Source organism: Anabaena sp. FACHB-1237 (assembly GCF_014696225.1).
In the GTDB taxonomy this organism is placed as follows: Bacteria; Cyanobacteriota; Cyanobacteriia; order Cyanobacteriales; family Nostocaceae; genus FACHB-1237.
Genome location: NZ_JACJPV010000048.1, coordinates 1 through 17215 on the forward strand (window position 1 = coordinate 1; position 17215 = coordinate 17215).

Here is a 17215-nt window from a genome sequence, read left to right on the forward strand (position 1 = left end):
CATTTAGGGATTTGAGATTGGCGATCGCTACCTAAACTTTAGACCATTTTGTATTAAAATTATCCTCAAAGGTCTTCAAAAATCCGAAATTACCGATTGTGACACTGGGGGGTGCGGAATGTGGGATATAATATCGAGAAATTTTATTGATTAGTTAAGAAATATATGGCAAATTTTTACTGATACAATTGACTTTCAAATATCAGTATTTAGCATATATTTATTAATCATTTATTAGTCAGATGTGCTTTTTCTATCACAAGAAATACCAAACAAAGACATTGATTCGATATTTTCTAGCAAATCAATGTATTTATACTGATTTTTAGTAATATTTGAACTTGTTGATTTTACAAGTATTGTGAATTGGTGAAATTATTGTGATGTAAATATAGTTAAGATAGTTAAGGGGGAGTATCTCCCACTTCTGACATAATGTTAAAGTCTACCATTGGTGCAAACAAAAAAGCTCTACCCCGTCTACTATGACGGCTTTCTTGTAGATAATTTGTAGAGTATATTTCTCTAATCATGTTGCACGAATAATATTGACACATTCATTAAATCACAATTTTAATCATAAAAATGTTTTTAGTCAACAATTAATTAAAATTATTAAGATTGTGAATCAGTTATCCGATACCTCACTTCTTTAAGAAGTCAGGGATCATGGGTGATCTGATTATGCTAAAATCTAAAATTCACAATCATCATAGCTTGAACGATTATGAATACACACAATACCACAATACTAGATGGTAAAGCATTAGCTGAGAAGATTCAAGCAGAACTAACTCAGACTATTACAATATTAAAAGAAAAAGTTGGGCGATCGCCTGGTTTAGCTGTTTTAATGGTAGGAGATAACCCAGCATCAGCCGCCTATGTTCGCAACAAAGAAAAATCATGTAGGAAAATAGGTATGGTGTCTTTTGGTAAACACTTTCCCGCATCCACAAGCCAAAGTGAATTAGAAGATGTCATTGATCAACTAAACCAAGATCCTAGAGTAGATGGAATTTTGGTACAATTACCCCTACCTAAACATCTGGATGCCATCCAATTATTGCATCAAATCACCCCAGACAAAGATGCCGATGGACTGCATCCCGTCAACTTAGGAAAACTCGTTAGGGGGGAAACAGGAATACGCAGTTGCACTCCAGCTGGTGTGATGAGATTATTAGAAGAGTATAAAATTCCCCTGTCAGGTAAAAAAGCCGTCGTACTAGGACGTAGTATTTTAGTCGGTAAACCTATGGCCTTAATGCTACTAGAAGCAAATGCTACAGTCACCATCGTTCATGGTCAATCTCAGGATGTAGAAAATATAATTTCTAATGCTGATATCCTGGTATCTGCCGTTGGCCGTCCAGGTATGATTACAGGAGATATGGTAAAACCTGGTGCAGTAGTGATAGATGTGGGTATCAATCGTATCACTGATAACAGTGGTAAAAGTTATTTAGTGGGCGATGTGGACTTTACTAGCACTGCTAAAGTAGCAGAATATATCACGCCAGTACCGGGAGGTATTGGACCAATGACCGTAGCTATGTTATTGCAAAATACTATTTCTAGCTATTTGCAAACAACCAAGAATTAGTAAATAATTTTTGTAATTCACAATTCCTCACAAATTAGTGAGAGATTAGGAGTCAAACCCTCGTAAAATAACCACATATCTTCACAAACTCAAAATTTAGGACTAACTCAAGCATGGTAGTAACAAACAGTTTCCCCAAACCAGCAGAAACAGCTAAGTTTAACCTCTCTAGCTATCTCAAACAAAGACAACAACTTTGTGATCAGGCTTTGGATAATTCTATCACTGTAGTTTATCCAGAAAAAATTTATGAAGCTATGCGGTATTCACTCTTAGCTGGAGGTAAGCGAGTCCGTCCTATTTTGTGTCTTGCCACATCAGAAATGATCGGTGGTACCATTGAAATGGCTATGCCTACAGCTTGTGCTGCGGAAATGATACATACAATGTCCTTAATACATGATGATTTACCTGCAATGGACAATGACGATTATCGTCGTGGTAAATTAACAAATCATAAGGTTTATGGTGAAGATGTTGCTATATTAGCGGGAGATGGTTTATTAGCATTAGCTTTTGAAATAGTAGCCAGTAAAACTCCTGATAATGTACCCAAGGATCGAGTTTTACAAGTTATAACACGCTTAGGAAAAGCATTAGGCGCAGCAGGATTAGTAGGCGGACAAGTGGTAGATTTAGACTCAGAAGGTAAAACAGATATTTCGTTAGAAACGCTGAACTTTATCCATAACCATAAAACTGCTGCACTGTTAGAAGCCTGTGTAGTTTGTGGGGGCATAATAGCTGGTGCATCTAGCGAAGATGTGCAAAGATTAACTCGTTATTCTCAAAATATTGGTTTAGCCTTCCAAATTATTGATGATATTCTTGATATTACTGGTACTCAAGAAGAATTAGGTAAAAGTGCTGGTAAAGACTTACAAGCTCAAAAAGTCACCTATCCTAGTTTATGGGGTATTGAAGAATCTCGTCTCAAAGCACAGCAATTAGTAATAGATGCCTGCAAAGAATTAGAATATTATGGCGAAAAAGCTGTACCTTTACAAGCATTAGCTCATTTTATTGCTAACCGTAATAACTAACTTAGTATTTGTTAATACTCTGACAGTATAGCGGTTATCAGTTGGATGAGAATACTAGGTAACGTGAAATCTCCTATATTTTACCTGTGATCTATTCCCTGTTCCCTGCGATCGCTACTCACATTTATTCACTTTACTCAAGAATACCATGCAGGACATATCGGAAATTCTTGACAACCGGGTGCTGCTGATCGCGCTAGTAGCTTGTTTTGTCGCTCAAGGATTAAAACTCATTGTTGAGTTAATTAAACATCGTAAACTAAATGTGCGAGTTTTGGTAACAACTGGCGGTATGCCTAGCTCCCATTCTGCTTTAGTTACCGCTTTAGCGGCTGGAGTTGGGGAAACAGTAGGTTGGTCTTCAGCTGAATTTGCCTTAGCTACAGTTTTTGCTATTATTGTCATGTATGATGCGGCTGGAGTACGTCAAGCTGCGGGTAAACAAGCAAAAATTCTCAATCAAATGATTGATGAATTATTCCATGAAAAACCTGATTTTTTCCAAGATCGGTTAAAGGAATTATTAGGACATACTCCAGTACAAGTTATTGCAGGAGCAATTTTAGGTATTGCTATTTCTTGGTTAGCTAGTTCTTGGTTAGTTAGGGTTAATTAACAGCTACGTAAGCTGTCAGCAGTCAGCTTTGATCATTTAGGACTTCCCACTCCAACTAAAAGATATTTGTCTATGCTAGTAATTAGAAATGTAACGGAGGGACCAGATCACTGGTTATAAGTGCCTATAGAAACTATTTTTGGTAATGTGCAAGGTTTGAAAACCAGCCAGCTAAAACAAATCGAGCGGCTGTATCATCAACGTATATCAGGTAATATCATTACTACCCCTGAATTTGCTCAACGTCTTGCTGCTATTAGTACAGACATAAATCAACCTCTATGTGCCTATCTCAACCGTCGCGGACAAGTTATCCGGGTGGGGGTAGGCACTCCGCGTCAAACTCAAATTCCACCCTTAGAATTGCCGCGTTATGGTGCGGAACGACTTAGTGGTATTCGTTGTATCTCTACTCATCTCAAGGCAGAACCCCCTAATGATGCTGCTTTGACGGCTATGGCTTTACAAAGGTTAGATGCTTTAGTAGTGCTAAATGTTACAGCATCCGGTTTCACTAAGCGCGGTGGTGGTGCTACTGGCTATGTTAAAGAAGCCTATCTAGCGCATTTAGTAGCTAATACTCAACAGTTAGCACTTACTCAGTCCGGTGGTATGACTATAGCTGATGCTAGTTCTTATGCCCATGTTTCACCTCCTTTGAATTTGGATACTTTAGAAGATCAGAATTTTTTCGATCTGGTGGAAAGTATTGAAGAGGAGTTTCGTAGAGAATATGTTGCCCAAGAAGTAGATGCAGATCATGATCGTGTGGTCATTGTTGGCTTACACACTGATGATATGAATGACCAAGAGTATCAGGATACTATTGCTGAATTAGCTCGGTTAGTGGATACTGCCGGCGGTGTTGTATTACAGACATTACAACAAAAGCGATCGCGCATTCATCCACAAACCGTTATTGGTGAAGGAAAAGTTCAAGAAGTTGCCCTCACTGCCCAAACATTAGGAGCGAATCTTGTAGTATTTGATCGGGATCTTTCGCCAGCCCAAGTCCGTAACTTAGAAGCCCAAATAGGTATTAGAGTTGTGGACCGTACAGAAGTAATATTAGATATTTTTGCTCAACGTGCTCAATCAGGCGCAGGTAAATTACAAGTAGAGTTGGCACAATTGGAATATATGCTACCTAGACTAACTGGCAGAGGTCAAGCTATGTCCAGATTAGGTGGTGGTATAGGTACAAGAGGACCTGGAGAAACTAAATTAGAAACAGAACGCCGAGGTATTCAGAAGCGAATTTCTCGACTGCAACAGGAAGTAAACCAATTACAAGCCCATCGTTGTCGTTTACGTCAAAGAAGACAACATCGAGATGTACCTTCAGTGGCCTTAGTGGGATATACCAACGCTGGTAAATCTACTTTACTTAATGCCTTGACCAATGCCACTGTTTATACAGCAGATCAGTTATTTGCTACATTAGATCCCACTACCCGCAGGTTAATTATTCCCCATGCGGAAACTGGACAACCTCAAGAGACTTTAATTACAGACACAGTGGGTTTTATTCATGAATTACCGCCGTCATTAATAGATGCTTTTCGTGCTACTTTGGAAGAAGTAACAGAAGCGGATGCTTTATTGCATTTAGTGGATTTATCTCATCCAGCTTGGTTAAGTCATATTCGCGCTGTGCGGGATATTTTGGCACAAATGCCCATTACACCTGGACCTGCTTTAGTGGCTTTTAATAAGATTGATCAGGTTAGTAGTGAAACCCTAGCATTAGCAAGGGAGGAGTTTCCTTTAGCAGTGTTTATTTCCGCCAGTGAAAGGTTAGGATTGGAAACACTACGGCAACGTTTATCATTATTGATTGAGTATGCTAGGCAATAATTGATAATTGATGGGTTGTAGGGTGCGTTAGATATCTGTAATCTATCTATTTGCTTGATTAATACAGACTCAACCACCCTACTATACTGTTATACTGTTAAAAATCTTTGCCTGGGTCGGTAATAAAGTCTTTATAGTATAGTTAGATTTTCTCCCGTAAAATTCCAGAAACCAAATTAATAGTGCATAAGATTTTCGATTGTTTATAGCATTTATACTTTTATGTTTTTTGATGATTTCATTATCTTGATATTTTTATAAAAGTTGATTCAGGTTATTATCAATTATGTTGTATGTTGTAAAATTCTTTGGTCAGCATATAAAATACTAGTAAATTTAAAATAGAATTGTTGTTAAGTATTTCATTATCGGCTACTAATTTAATTAGCCTACCTTGGCTATTATAACTTTATTAGACATAGAAGTGAAAATTATTGTAGGGATGATTTATGAATTGTCCCTACAAGGGTTTGGTGGTTATTAACTATTTCTCAGTTACTAATGTCAGTTCAATCCGCTTTTCTGCTGGTTGTGTAATTTTAACTTCCACTCCAGGTCCAAAATACTTAGTCATTTTCTCGTGCTTTTCTTCCCATAATGGTAAAGGAATCAGGGGAGAATCAAATTCCAGGGTTAAACTGTAAGTGCCGTTAATCTCTGCTTCTCTTAAGGCTGTAACTATGGGTCTTTCTTCATCCGTAGGACTTAATCCCAGGTATTCTAAGGCTCTATCTAAATGGGCTTTTTGTCCGTAACAATATCGTGTGATATCCTTACGGATTTTATTTTGTGTCACTGTGGCTTGTGATTTTCTCAGTGCTAATACTGATGCTGTAGTTGGTTGACTAAAGGGAACTGGTTTCATTTCATTAGCTTTAAGTGCTAAACCGCCTAATAACAGGGGAAAACCATAGAAAAATCCTACTAAATTGAGAGTAGCGTTACTATTGGCATAAGCTATAAAACCGGTGAGGGTAAGAATGCTACCAATGGTTAAACCTAGGGTTCCTAATGAAATTTTGCCGAACATGATTGTCAGTTTATGATAATTTATTTATAGTTTAAGTTTTATTACGACTTAAAATTTATCTTACAATAATCTTGTCATAAAAATTGGTAGGAAAAATATGGATATTCAAACTCTCAAAGAACGCCTTAATGCAGTGAAAGCTAAACGGGAATATTTACTAAGTCTGTTAGAACAATCTAACTTAGGGACTTTACGAGTAGATATTAATCAAGCCTTAGAAGAATTAGATGATTTAATGGATGAATATAATCGGGTGGTTCCTGAAATTGATAATAACTAACAATTATCAGTAAGTATTCATCCGTCAGCTATCAGTAATCAGTCAATAATAGTAATAACAAGGATTGAAAAATTATCATGAAATTTTAATTTCAGGTAATGTCATCTACTTATAGTAAACACAGCTTGGGTTTGGACTTTTGCAAAGTCACGAAAAACCCATCTGTGTAGGAGTTTAGCACATTGCTCACTGGTGTCAACTTAATGTAAAACCCATGGACTGACTGGGAATGATAGCAGGGCGTAGCGTATGATTACAGTAGCTACGCTAAAGCCATATTCTGTGTGTCTCATAGCAAAAGTCATCAGCAAGATGACTAGCTAAACTTGTAGGAATTAAGGTACAAATTGTAGAAGAAAGCTATACATCAAAATGTAGTTTTCTGGATTTTGAACCAATCAAAAAGCATGGGCAATATTTAGGAAAAAGAGTTAAAAGAGGTTTATTTAGGTCTAAGTCAGGTTAGCATTATTCAGCAGATTTAAACGGTTCCTGTGAACATATTAAGAAAGGTAGTTAACCTTAGAGGCTTGTAGTTAGCCCTGTAAGGTTTAGGACTTTACCAAGCTAGAAATATTTGACTATATTTTTAGTAACTACAGTTGATTACTGACTACTGATTGATGAAATAATGCGTTGGTTACGGGGAGTTTATTTAGCAGGAGTTGAAAAGCTAGGATACAAAATTTAGCTGTAAAAAGTTGTCAAAGTTTGGCGATCTATTCTATGAGGATGTCTATGTGCAATTTCGACTTAGTTTACTAACTAATTACCTCTGTGCCACTAATGAATTTTTGATGATGATCTCATGCAATAATGCTGAACAGAGACATAGTTAACAACATTGATTATTAATGGCTAAACCCATGTATCTGTGTAGGATCATTTGATGACTGATGGTTGCCATGATGAAGACGTTGACCTAATTTTCTAATTAAGGTTACTAGTTCTGATGTAGAAATATCCTTGTTAGATACAGCATCAAAATTGCCTGTTAATTTTGCTGATTCCCAAAATGTTTCAGTGAGAGAGGAATGGGCAATAATTTGAGTCTGGGGAGAAATACTTTTAATGTAATTGGAGGTGATCCAACCGTCCATCACTGGCATTTCTAAATCAAGGATAATGATGTCTACGGGTTCTGATTTAACTATTTTTATAGCTTCTTCTCCATTACTAGCTAGACCAATCACTTGCAGGTTTTTTTGGCAAGCTAATAGTAGCTGTAAACTTAATCGTGTCAGTTCATGATCGTCAACGATGAGAATACGTAATCTAGGGGAACAGTCAGAGATTTGGGACATTACTGGTAAGTATTTAATAAGGAAATTAACCAGTTATAATTTTACAATATAAATTAGCAAAATAGACTCTATCCTATGATATAGTTTTGTGTAAATTTTTCCGTTATCAGAAGTACAAATACTGAATCAATGGCAACAGTACATTTAGAATACTGGGGAGCAAGATGTATCTTCTACTGAAAACGGAAATCGTGGTATGTATAATGATGGATAAATTCACTTTTTGCTGCATTTAAGAAGGATAATTAATGACTTTGATCATCAATATTGATCATAAATTATAAACTAATTCATGCCAACAGAACGTAAAGCCATAGACATGAGAATTTGTTGAGAATTAGCTGCGGATAAGTTATCACAAGGGACTCTTTGAATGTAACTACCATCGGGTTGTAATTCCCAGGCGTGACGATTATCTGCTAACATAATGCCCATGATTTCTTGCAGGTCTTTAGCAATATCTGGATCTTTAATGGGAGTGATAACTTCCACGCGTCTATCTAAATTTCTTCGCATCCAGTCTGCACTACCAATATATATTTCTTCTTGACCATTATTGTGGAAATAGTAAATACGAGAATGTTCTAAAAAGCGGCCAATGATACTAATAACGCGGATGTTTTCACTAATATTAGGAAGTCCGGGACGTAAACAACAAATTCCGCGAATAATTAGGTCTATTTGTACGCCAGCACAGGAGGCTTCATAGAGTTTAGAAATGATTTCTGGATCAACTAGGGAGTTCATTTTAGCGACGATGCGGCCAGAAAATCCTTTTTTAATATTTTCTATTTCTCGCTGGATTAGTTCTTGGAAGCGATCGCGCATATTTACTGGTGCAACCATAATTTCTCGATAGGATTTTTGGCGAGAATATCCTGTTAAGAAGTTAAAGACATCTGTGAGATCTGCACCTAATTCTTCTCGACAACTAAATAACCCTAAATCTGTGTATAACCTAGCTGTTTTCGGGTTATAATTTCCTGTACCAATATGTACATATCGGCGCATTTTATTCTTTTCTCTTCTCACTACTAGGACAATTTTGCTATGGGTTTTCAGTCCTACTAAACCATAGACAACATGAACTCCCACACTTTCTAAACGTCTAGCCCAATAAATGTTATTTTCTTCATCAAACCGGGCTTTTAATTCTACTAAAACTGACACTTGTTTACCATTTTCTGCCGCAGCAATTAAGGCATTAACGATAGGTGAATCGCCGGAAGTGCGGTACAATGTCATTTTAATAGCTAATACTTTAGGATCATGGGCAGCATGGGTAATAAACCTGACTACTGTACTAGAAAATGATTGATAAGGATGATGAACTAAGATATCTTTTTCTCTAATAATAGAAAAGAAATCTTTGCGATCTTCTAATTCAGCAACTTCAGGATCATGGTTTGGTTCAGGAAGTCTTTGTAAGCGAGGATGAATTACAGACTGACGGGGAGGATCTTTGAGTGCTGGTAATGGTAAAGCCATAAAATACATTAAATCACGTAATCCTAATAAACCATCAACTTCGTAAATATCTGTTTCTGTTAATTCTAAATCTTGTAAGAGTCGAGAACGAATTAATGGTGGAGTTTGTGACTGAATTTCTAATCTGACAGTAGTTCCTCCCATACGACGTTTACGCAGTTCCTGTTCTATAGCTAATAACAGGTCTTCTGCTTCGTCTTCTTCTAATTCTAAATCAGCATCGCGGGTAATACGAAATGGATGATATTCTTGAATATTCATCCCTGGAAATAGAGATTCTAAATTGTGGGCGATCGCTTGTTCTAATGGTATTCCTGTCCAATGTATACGTTGACCATTTTTCTCAACATTTAATTCTGGAGGTAAGGGTAAAAATCTTGGTAAAACATTAGGTACTTTTACCCTAGCAAATAATTCGTCTTCCGTCTCAGGATTTTTCACAACTACCGCTAAATTTAAACTCAAGTTAGAAATATAAGGAAAAGGATGACTAGGATCAACAGCTAAAGGAGTTAACACTGGAAAAATCTGTTCCTCAAAATAGTTATCCAGGTAAATTTTCTGTTGGTCATTTAATTCTATATAGTTTAAAATGCAAATTCCGGCTTGCATTAACAAAGGTCTTAAAACTTTTTCAAACTCAGTATTTTGCTGTTTAAACTGAGGATATAACCAAGTGCGAATGTCATCTAATTGTTGTTGTGGAGTTCTGCCATCGGGAGTTAAAGGATTAACTTTAGCCTCTACCTGTTGTTTTAAAGCTGCAACTCGCACCATAAAAAATTCATCTAAATTAGAGTTGAAAATTGCTATAAATTTCAACCTTTCTAATAAAGGAGTGCGAACATCAGTAGATTCATGTAGTACCCGATTATTAAATTGTAACCAACTTAATTCACGGTTAATATAGTATTCTGGATTCTGGAGATTAATATTACCAGAACTTTTTTTTGCTTTTGGCATAATTGTTGATTTTTATGTGAGATATTGCTGAATACAACCTGGATATTTATATTTTATCTTATCTGGAGTGTTGAGATCCCTGACTTTTTAAAGAAGTCGGGGATCTGGCCAATTTTTCAGTTAATGTATAAAATTGAGTTAATTATTCCCAGAATTTACCCTCTTATATTCTATATATAACAAATATTTCACAAATCCTTGGTTATTAAGTATATACACAAGTTTACCATTATAACGACATCAATACATAAATCTAACACCAGTAGTCATTAACTCAAGTATCTGTTATGGAACTTACGCAAGTGTCATACCAAAAATCTGATGTAGGCTGTGGTTCGACAAACTCACCAACCACTTCAGACAGCATAAATCAAGTAAGTAAACACATTTTTGGTATCTGGCGCACCCTACTAATGTTACCATTACGTAAGTCTTACCTGTAATAAACAAATTGCAGGGAAGATGCCTACACTACCATCTTAAAATATTGATAGCATCAATTATCAATTTTCAATTATGTTTCAATCTACCCGTCGTCGTTTAGCAATTTGGTATACTGGGGTGACAGCTATATTGCTGTTACTATTTGCTAGTGGTGTGTATTTATATGTCAGAAGTACCTTAGTTGAAAGAATTGATGATACTTTAAATCATGTTGTGGAAGTAATAGAACGTTCTTTAATTATTGAATCTGTTAATTCCCCCATTCCCCAAGTGCGTGTAAATATAGAATCTAGCTTGAGAAATAATGCTGATAATAGTGAAGATGATCGCATTGATTTAGAATGGTTTAGTCCCAATGGTCAATTATTATGGTCTACTTTTTCCCAAACTTTAAATATTCCCATTCGTGGTAATTATACCACTGAAACTGTCAAGGTTTTAGACATGGGAAAATGGGAAGAATCTGTAAAATTATTGAGACAAGTAACTAAAAGAATTGAATTAGGAAGACAAGTATTAGGATATTTACGAGTGAGTCATCCTTGGTTTGAAGTGACTAAACCTAGTCGTCAATTAATTTTTGATTTAGCTTTAGGTACTATTTTAATGGTATTATCTGTGGGTGCTAGTGGTTGGTTTTTATCAGGAAAAGCTATGCAACCTGTAGGGGAATCTTATCAACGTTTAAAACAATTTACTGCTGACGCTTCCCATGAATTAAGAAGTCCGATCGCTTTAATTCAAACTAATGTACAAGTGGCTTTATCTGATTTAGAATTGGTGGAAAAAAAAGGAGTTAATAATATTAATTCTCAACCACAATATAAACAATATAAACAACAATTAAAATTAATTGAAAGATTAACTAAACGTTTGGGAAATTTAGTAGATGATTTATTATTTTTAGCTAGACAAGATAGTGGTATTAGTAATAATAGCTTGACAATTTGTCCCCTAGATGCTTTATTAATGGAAGTTGTGGAGGAACAACAATTAATAGCTAAAGAAAAACAAATTCATCTAATTTTAGATTTAGTTGATCCTCCTGCGGAAATTAATGATGAATTATTAGAAAATTGGTTTTCTGTAATGGGAAATTGGCCAGAATTAGGGCGATTATTTACAAATTTAATTGGTAATGCTTTACAATATACTCCCAAGGGAGGTTTAGTCAAGGTTCAATTAATCAGAAAAGAAGGAATGAATAATAGACTTTATGATCATTCTTATTTACAAATTCAGGTAATTGATACAGGAATTGGTATTCCTGCTGAAGCGTTACCTCATTTATTTGATCGGTTTTATCGAGTAGATCCTGCACGTACTCATTATATGGGAAAAACGGGTATTTATAATGGTACGGGATTAGGGTTAGCGATCGCCCAGGCTATTGTAGAACATCATCAAGGTTATATTAAAGTTTCTAGTATTGTCAATCAAGGTACAACCTTTACTATTATCTTACCACTGAGTGCGGAGTACGGAGTGCGGAGTGCTGAAAGTTGAAAACTATAGGAGTAATATTGGATTTATGATGCATATATGTAGGGTGCGTCAGATATTATAAATCTGTTGATTGATAGAATTTATGGAGTCTGACGCACCCTACAATACTACAATTGCAATACCTAATTTTTTCAGAATTTTAACAACTATCATTAAATAAAAAGGATGTGGAAATTTCCACATCCTCAAATTATCAACTATCAAACATCTAGTTTACATATTGAGTTAAAATACTATGGTCATGAAAATTACAATATGCAAATTAAATGTAGAATAGTGATTAATTCCTAAACATTCAACTATCAATATTCAGCAGTCAGTTATTATTTAATAATCTAGTGATTAGTTAAATATAGTGACCTCTAATTTTTCAATTGTGAATTGTTACGTTAACTCTCCAAATTCTCTCATTCAACTACCGCAGGAATACCTTCAGCAGCAGGAGGAACCCCTGGTAATTCCAAACAATATCCCGCACCATATACAGTCTTAATATAGCGCGGATTACGGGGATCTGGCTCTAATTTTGTTCTCAAATGTCGGATATGAACCCGAATTGTTTCAATGTCATCATCGGGATCATATCCCCAAACTTCCCGCAAAATTTCACTGGGGGAAACCGTTTGACCATGACGTTGTAACAAACAATGAAGTAATTCAAACTCTAAATGAGTTAATTTTACCGTTGTTTTAAACCAAATTGCCTCAAACCTTTCCGGTACAAGTGTCAATGGTCCATAACTGAGAATTTCGCTATGTTTTGCTGCTTGAGGAATGCGATCCGTACGTCGCAATAATGCTCTTACCCGTGCTAATAACTCTTCTACCTCAAAGGGTTTGGTGAGATAATCGTCAGCACCAGCATTAAATCCTTCTACCTTATCCTGTGTTTGACTTAAAGCTGTGAGCATTAATACAGGTATTTCCGCAGTACGTTCATCACGACGTAAGCGTTGACAAATTGTAAAGCCATCTACTTTAGGTAGCATCAAATCAAGCATAATCAGATCCGGTTGTAACTGGAGTGCCAATGCTTGACCTTTGATACCATCTTCAGCTTGACTAACATCATAACCAGCCATTTCCAAGTTGACGGCAACAAGTTCTGAAATAGCTGGGTCATCATCTATGACAAGAATCCTCGGCATTCTTAAAAAAATTATGACTACTTTATTAAGGATCAATAAGAACCTTTGAGATAAACCAAAGATTACTATGACTAATTATAAAAAAGATTTTAATTCTAAAAGTAAAAAATATTAAAGTAGAATAAATTTGTTATATTTTGTTATATTTTTATGTTGAAATATGAATATAGTCCACCTCTGCCATTAAGAAATGGCATAACAATGACTAGTTATGTTGGTTTGTTAGCAAGTCATAATTGGGAAAATACAATTACTGACCCTGAACCACCATATCATGAAGTTATATTTAGTGGTTTTCAGGATGTGCCAATTTTTGGTTGGGTTGCTATTCCACCTCATGCCCATAGTACCATTGTCGCTACCTATGGTATTACCGGTCAATTAACGCAACAATGGATTTTAAAGATTTTAGGACGTAAAGCATACTCTCAAGGTTTCGCTGTAGTGTTATTTGATTGGCGAGCGCATGGTAAAACGGCTGAATTATCTCCTACTTTGACCTCTGATGGGTTATATGAAGGGGAAGATTTTGTTAAAATTGCCCAAGGATCCGCAAAAATGGGTTGTCCTCAGCCTTTTTGGTTCACAGGTTATTCTTTAGGGGGACAATTAGCATTATGGGGTGTGAAAGCATCTGCAAGTTTAGCAACTTCAGATATAAATATAGCTGGAGGGGCAGTAATTTGTCCTAGTTTAGATTCTGAGCGATCGCTTAAATATTTAGTTACTCATCCCTTCGGTAAATACATGGACTATTGCATTACCCAGGAACTAAAAAAACTGGCTCAAAAAATCCATAGTCATCATCCAGAAAGTATTGATATAAAAGTTATAGAAAGGGCAAATAGCATTTGGACTGTTGACCAAGAACTAGTTATTCAAAAACTCGGTTTTGATACTGTTTCTGACTATTATCAGGCAAGCAGTGGGTTAAAAATATTACCAAATCTTCATAAACCTACATTAATTATTTATGCAGCAGATGACCCATTATTTGATCCTGAGTTAATTCCCGAAATAGAAAATATAGCTGCGGACAATCCTGATATAGATTTATTACTTACGCGCTACGGTGGTCATGTAGGTTATATTAGTAGTAAAAAATGTCAACAACAATATCAAGATCCTGATCAATGGTGGGCTTGGAATCGTATCTTAGAATGGTTTAAAAATAGGAATTGATCATGGATATGTAGAGTAGCTAAATTCTCCTAATTTTTAAGTATTATGTTAAGTATTATTTTAATTATTATTTTAACTATTAAATAATAACATGAACAATAACATGAACACATTTTCAGAACATTGGTTAAATCCACCGAAAAACCTGATTATATCATCAAGAGATGTACATTTATGGCGGATAAATCTTAATCAAACAGAATCGCAAGTAGCAATTTTCAAAAATACTTTATCCAGTGATGAAATAGCCAGGGCTGAAAGATTTTATTTTCCCCAACATCGTCAGCGTTTTATTACTGCACGTGGCAGTTTAAGAAGTATTTTAGGACAATACTTACAAGTTGATCCAATGGAGGTACAATTTATTTATCAACAGCGAGGTAAACCTTTATTAGCGGATAAATTTGCTGATCAAAAAATCACATTTAATTTATCTCATTCAGAGAATTTAGCTTTATGTGCTATTACCTGTGAAAATTTAATTGGTGTGGATTTAGAACATATTCGGCCTATTTCTGATTTAGAAAGTTTGGCCAAGCGGTTTTTTTCTCCTAGAGAATATGAGAGTATTAAATCAATTCCTGGACAAAAAAAGCAGGAGACTTTTTTTCGTTATTGGACTTGCAAAGAGGCTTATTTAAAAGCTACGGGAGATGGTTTAGTGAAGTTGGAGGAAACGGAGGTTAATTTAATATCTGATCATGAAAGTGAGTTATTGGTAAGAGGAAATTGGACATTAAGGGAGTTAAATGTAGCGAATAATTTTGCTGGTGCGGTGGTTGTTAATGGGAGTGATGTTAGTTGGGAATTTTGGGATTTTAGTTAGTGTGGGGGAAAGTTCAGATATAATTGGTATTTATTTGTCTGTATTTATTTGTCTGAATCAGGATATCCAGGATTTAAGGATTTTCAGGACGTAAGAGAAATTGAAAATCCCCATTTTAATTTTGTAGCGCAAGCATCTTGCTTGCATTGATTATCCAAATTAAAAGCGCAACATCTGATTAAATTCATTGGTTTATTTTCAGTTGAGATATTCTAAGATTAATAAACGCAGATAATCTAACATCCGTAAGTAAGATTTAAGATTCTCATATTCTCCAGGAGTATGAAAATAAAGTTGGGCAATTTTTTGAATATCAAACATTGTAATTTTTTGTAATGTTTTAATTGTTTCTACTGGGTTTTGTACATAACCTCTAGCTTTAATTTGATTGGCATATCCGCGAATATATATGGTTAGTAGTTCAATTTCTTCTAATACTGTAAATTCTGTTTCTAATGGTGAATATTTAAGAGCGATCGCTTGTCTTTCTGATTTGGTGTTTTGATAATCAATGGTGATTTTATCTAACAATTGAATAATGTGAATAATGTAATTTTTGGTTAGTTCTGGGTTTTGATTGGTAATAGTTGTGTTATTCATTGTTAACTCTATAAGTAACAGTTTATTTTTTATAGCTAAATCAAATTTATTTAATTTTTTGATTATGATATAAATAATTTATTAGCTATATTGGAAATATTAGGGTTTCTTTTTTCCATATAAGTTATCCATTCCCAAGATACCCAGTTTCTGACTATGGTATAATTTTCCTCTAAATATATTACCCATTCTGGATGTAAAATAATTGAATTGCAATCTTTTTGTTCTTCAGCGTCAAAACAATATAGAGGTTTTCTTATATTAAATTCATTATTAGCTAAATTAATGATATTTGGGTTTACGTCATAATCTTTTAATCTTCTTGTTTCTTGTTGAAAAAAAGGACGAATTAAGCGATAAGGAACATAACGATTAATAAAATCTATAAAATCATCAATGTTTTGATTATTCAGCGTTATTCGTAAAATTGTTTTATCTGGATCTGTTTTTAAAATTATTTCTGCAATGTCTAATTCTAGTTCATCTAATTTATTAGAAATTTGATCCTGTTTACCAAAGGAAAGATTAAAATATTTGTAAGGATACCAAGCATTAGCTAACATTTCTATAGTAATTTCTCGGAAACTAATTAATAATGATCTATTAAATCTATTAAAATTCTTTCTCTTAATAATATCTAGTAAGGACAAAAAATAAAGATATTTATAGGAGTTGGTTGTGGAGTTAAAAAGTTCTGATAATGCGGGAATATTTAAACTGTGAGAATTTGGTAAATTGTACATGATGTTAAATTCCAAATTTTTAAATATTATTATTAATCACTGTTTTAGGTGTATCATTAATAATCTTATATTATCTATCTTCTAAAAATTTACTACCTCGCTTCAATTCAGTGTCAGCATACGTTATTAAGTTTTGAATCATTTGCTCACGATCTATTTTATCTAATTCTTTTTTTGGTTTACTTAAAAAATGTTTTTTCATTTGTTTAAGTTCATCAACCGTCATTTTTTCTAACTTTTTATTTAGCCCATCTTTTCCATGCTCTTGTAAGTATGCAACTGGAATAATAGTAGGTTCATGCTTTTTACTTCTTGATTTTGTATGCACTGTTTTTTGCTGAATATTTGATAATGGCTTTTTAACATCATTGCTTAATTCATTAATTTTTTAATTATCGTTCCTTGCTTGTCTTGAATATCTTTAATTTGTTCTTGAACATCTGCTCGTTTAGTGAGAATATAACCATCTAATGCTGTTACACTTTCTAAATCTCTTTCTAAGTTAATAGAACGAGAATAACGACGTTGAAGTTGAAAATATTGGGATAATGTTTTGTTAGTCATGATTTTCAATTTTGT

Annotated in this window: 17 protein-coding genes; 8 read left to right on the plus strand and 9 right to left on the minus strand. The window is 34.6% G+C overall.

The window, feature by feature from the left end; genetic code table 11:
* Nucleotides 1-404 precede the first annotated feature (404 nt).
* Nucleotides 405-533, minus strand: a complete 129-nt coding sequence (locus H6F32_RS20980) for a hypothetical protein (RefSeq protein ID WP_277875077.1) — start codon at nucleotides 531-533, stop codon at nucleotides 405-407.
* 194 nt (nucleotides 534-727) lie between these two features.
* Between H6F32_RS20980 and folD the strand changes: the two genes are divergently transcribed.
* The 4 genes from folD (at nucleotide 728) to hflX (ending at nucleotide 5122) form a co-directional block, all read left to right on the plus strand.
* Nucleotides 728-1606, plus strand: a complete 879-nt coding sequence (folD, locus tag H6F32_RS17440; protein ID WP_190370571.1) for a bifunctional methylenetetrahydrofolate dehydrogenase/methenyltetrahydrofolate cyclohydrolase FolD — start codon at nucleotides 728-730, stop codon at nucleotides 1604-1606.
* A 113-nt stretch (nucleotides 1607-1719) separates the two neighbouring features.
* Entirely contained in the window at nucleotides 1720-2649 is a 930-nt protein-coding gene (crtE, locus tag H6F32_RS17445) for a geranylgeranyl diphosphate synthase CrtE (RefSeq protein ID WP_190370572.1), read from the plus strand.
* 148 nt (nucleotides 2650-2797) lie between these two features.
* A complete protein-coding gene (locus H6F32_RS17450; RefSeq protein WP_190370573.1) occupies nucleotides 2798-3265 on the plus strand; it encodes a divergent PAP2 family protein in 468 nt (155 codons plus the stop codon).
* Between the two features lie 126 nt (nucleotides 3266-3391).
* Nucleotides 3392-5122, plus strand: coding sequence for a GTPase HflX (hflX, locus tag H6F32_RS17455; protein ID WP_190370597.1), 1731 nt, complete (start codon nucleotides 3392-3394; stop codon nucleotides 5120-5122).
* A gap of 484 nt (nucleotides 5123-5606) precedes the next feature.
* Here hflX and H6F32_RS17460 read toward each other — a convergent pair whose 3' ends face one another.
* Nucleotides 5607-6152 carry a DUF2854 domain-containing protein gene (locus H6F32_RS17460; protein ID WP_190370574.1) on the minus strand — a complete coding sequence of 182 codons (546 nt, stop codon included), beginning with the start codon at nucleotides 6150-6152 and terminating at the stop codon, nucleotides 5607-5609.
* 97 nt (nucleotides 6153-6249) lie between these two features.
* Between H6F32_RS17460 and H6F32_RS17465 the strand changes: the two genes are divergently transcribed.
* The gene (locus H6F32_RS17465) at nucleotides 6250-6432 is read left to right on the plus strand and encodes a hypothetical protein (protein WP_190370575.1); all 183 of its coding nucleotides are present in this window, start codon (nucleotides 6250-6252) and stop codon (nucleotides 6430-6432) included.
* An 851-nt stretch (nucleotides 6433-7283) separates the two neighbouring features.
* Here the strand turns inward: H6F32_RS17465 and H6F32_RS17470 are convergent.
* Both H6F32_RS17470 and ppk1 read right to left on the minus strand, forming a co-directional pair.
* Nucleotides 7284-7736 (minus strand): response regulator transcription factor, encoded by a 453-nt coding sequence (locus H6F32_RS17470; RefSeq protein ID WP_190370576.1) that lies wholly within the window; start codon nucleotides 7734-7736, stop codon nucleotides 7284-7286.
* A gap of 285 nt (nucleotides 7737-8021) precedes the next feature.
* Nucleotides 8022-10187: a polyphosphate kinase 1 gene (gene ppk1 / locus H6F32_RS17475; protein ID WP_190370577.1), complete on the minus strand. Its 2166-nt coding sequence runs from the start codon at nucleotides 10185-10187 to the stop codon at nucleotides 8022-8024.
* A gap of 516 nt (nucleotides 10188-10703) precedes the next feature.
* On the opposite strand from ppk1, the gene H6F32_RS17480 reads away from it, so the two are divergent.
* On the plus strand, nucleotides 10704-12137 hold the full coding sequence (locus H6F32_RS17480; RefSeq protein WP_190370578.1) for a cell wall metabolism sensor histidine kinase WalK: 1434 nt from the start codon (nucleotides 10704-10706) through the stop codon (nucleotides 12135-12137).
* Between the two features lie 407 nt (nucleotides 12138-12544).
* Here H6F32_RS17480 and H6F32_RS17485 read toward each other — a convergent pair whose 3' ends face one another.
* Nucleotides 12545-13285, minus strand: a complete 741-nt coding sequence (locus tag H6F32_RS17485) for a response regulator transcription factor (RefSeq protein ID WP_190370579.1) — start codon at nucleotides 13283-13285, stop codon at nucleotides 12545-12547.
* Between the two features lie 150 nt (nucleotides 13286-13435).
* On the opposite strand from H6F32_RS17485, the gene H6F32_RS17490 reads away from it, so the two are divergent.
* Nucleotides 13436-14467 (plus strand): YheT family hydrolase, encoded by a 1032-nt coding sequence (locus H6F32_RS17490; protein WP_190370580.1) that lies wholly within the window; start codon nucleotides 13436-13438, stop codon nucleotides 14465-14467.
* Between the two features lie 91 nt (nucleotides 14468-14558).
* Nucleotides 14559-15293 carry a 4'-phosphopantetheinyl transferase superfamily protein gene (locus H6F32_RS17495; RefSeq protein WP_242031167.1) on the plus strand — a complete coding sequence of 245 codons (735 nt, stop codon included), beginning with the start codon at nucleotides 14559-14561 and terminating at the stop codon, nucleotides 15291-15293.
* A 198-nt stretch (nucleotides 15294-15491) separates the two neighbouring features.
* Here the strand turns inward: H6F32_RS17495 and H6F32_RS17500 are convergent, their stop codons facing one another.
* The 4 genes from H6F32_RS17500 to H6F32_RS17515 form a co-directional block, all read right to left on the minus strand.
* Entirely contained in the window at nucleotides 15492-15893 is a 402-nt protein-coding gene (locus H6F32_RS17500; protein ID WP_190370581.1) for a hypothetical protein, read from the minus strand.
* A 62-nt stretch (nucleotides 15894-15955) separates the two neighbouring features.
* A complete protein-coding gene (locus tag H6F32_RS17505; RefSeq protein WP_190370582.1) occupies nucleotides 15956-16636 on the minus strand; it encodes a hypothetical protein in 681 nt (226 codons plus the stop codon).
* A gap of 70 nt (nucleotides 16637-16706) precedes the next feature.
* Complete coding sequence (locus H6F32_RS17510; RefSeq protein ID WP_190370583.1) at nucleotides 16707-16964, minus strand: hypothetical protein; 258 nt, start codon at nucleotides 16962-16964, stop codon at nucleotides 16707-16709.
* Nucleotides 16965-17008: 44 nt separating this feature from the next.
* Nucleotides 17009-17200 carry a hypothetical protein gene (locus tag H6F32_RS17515; protein ID WP_190370584.1) on the minus strand — a complete coding sequence of 64 codons (192 nt, stop codon included), beginning with the start codon at nucleotides 17198-17200 and terminating at the stop codon, nucleotides 17009-17011.
* Between the last annotated feature and the right edge of the window lie 15 nt (nucleotides 17201-17215).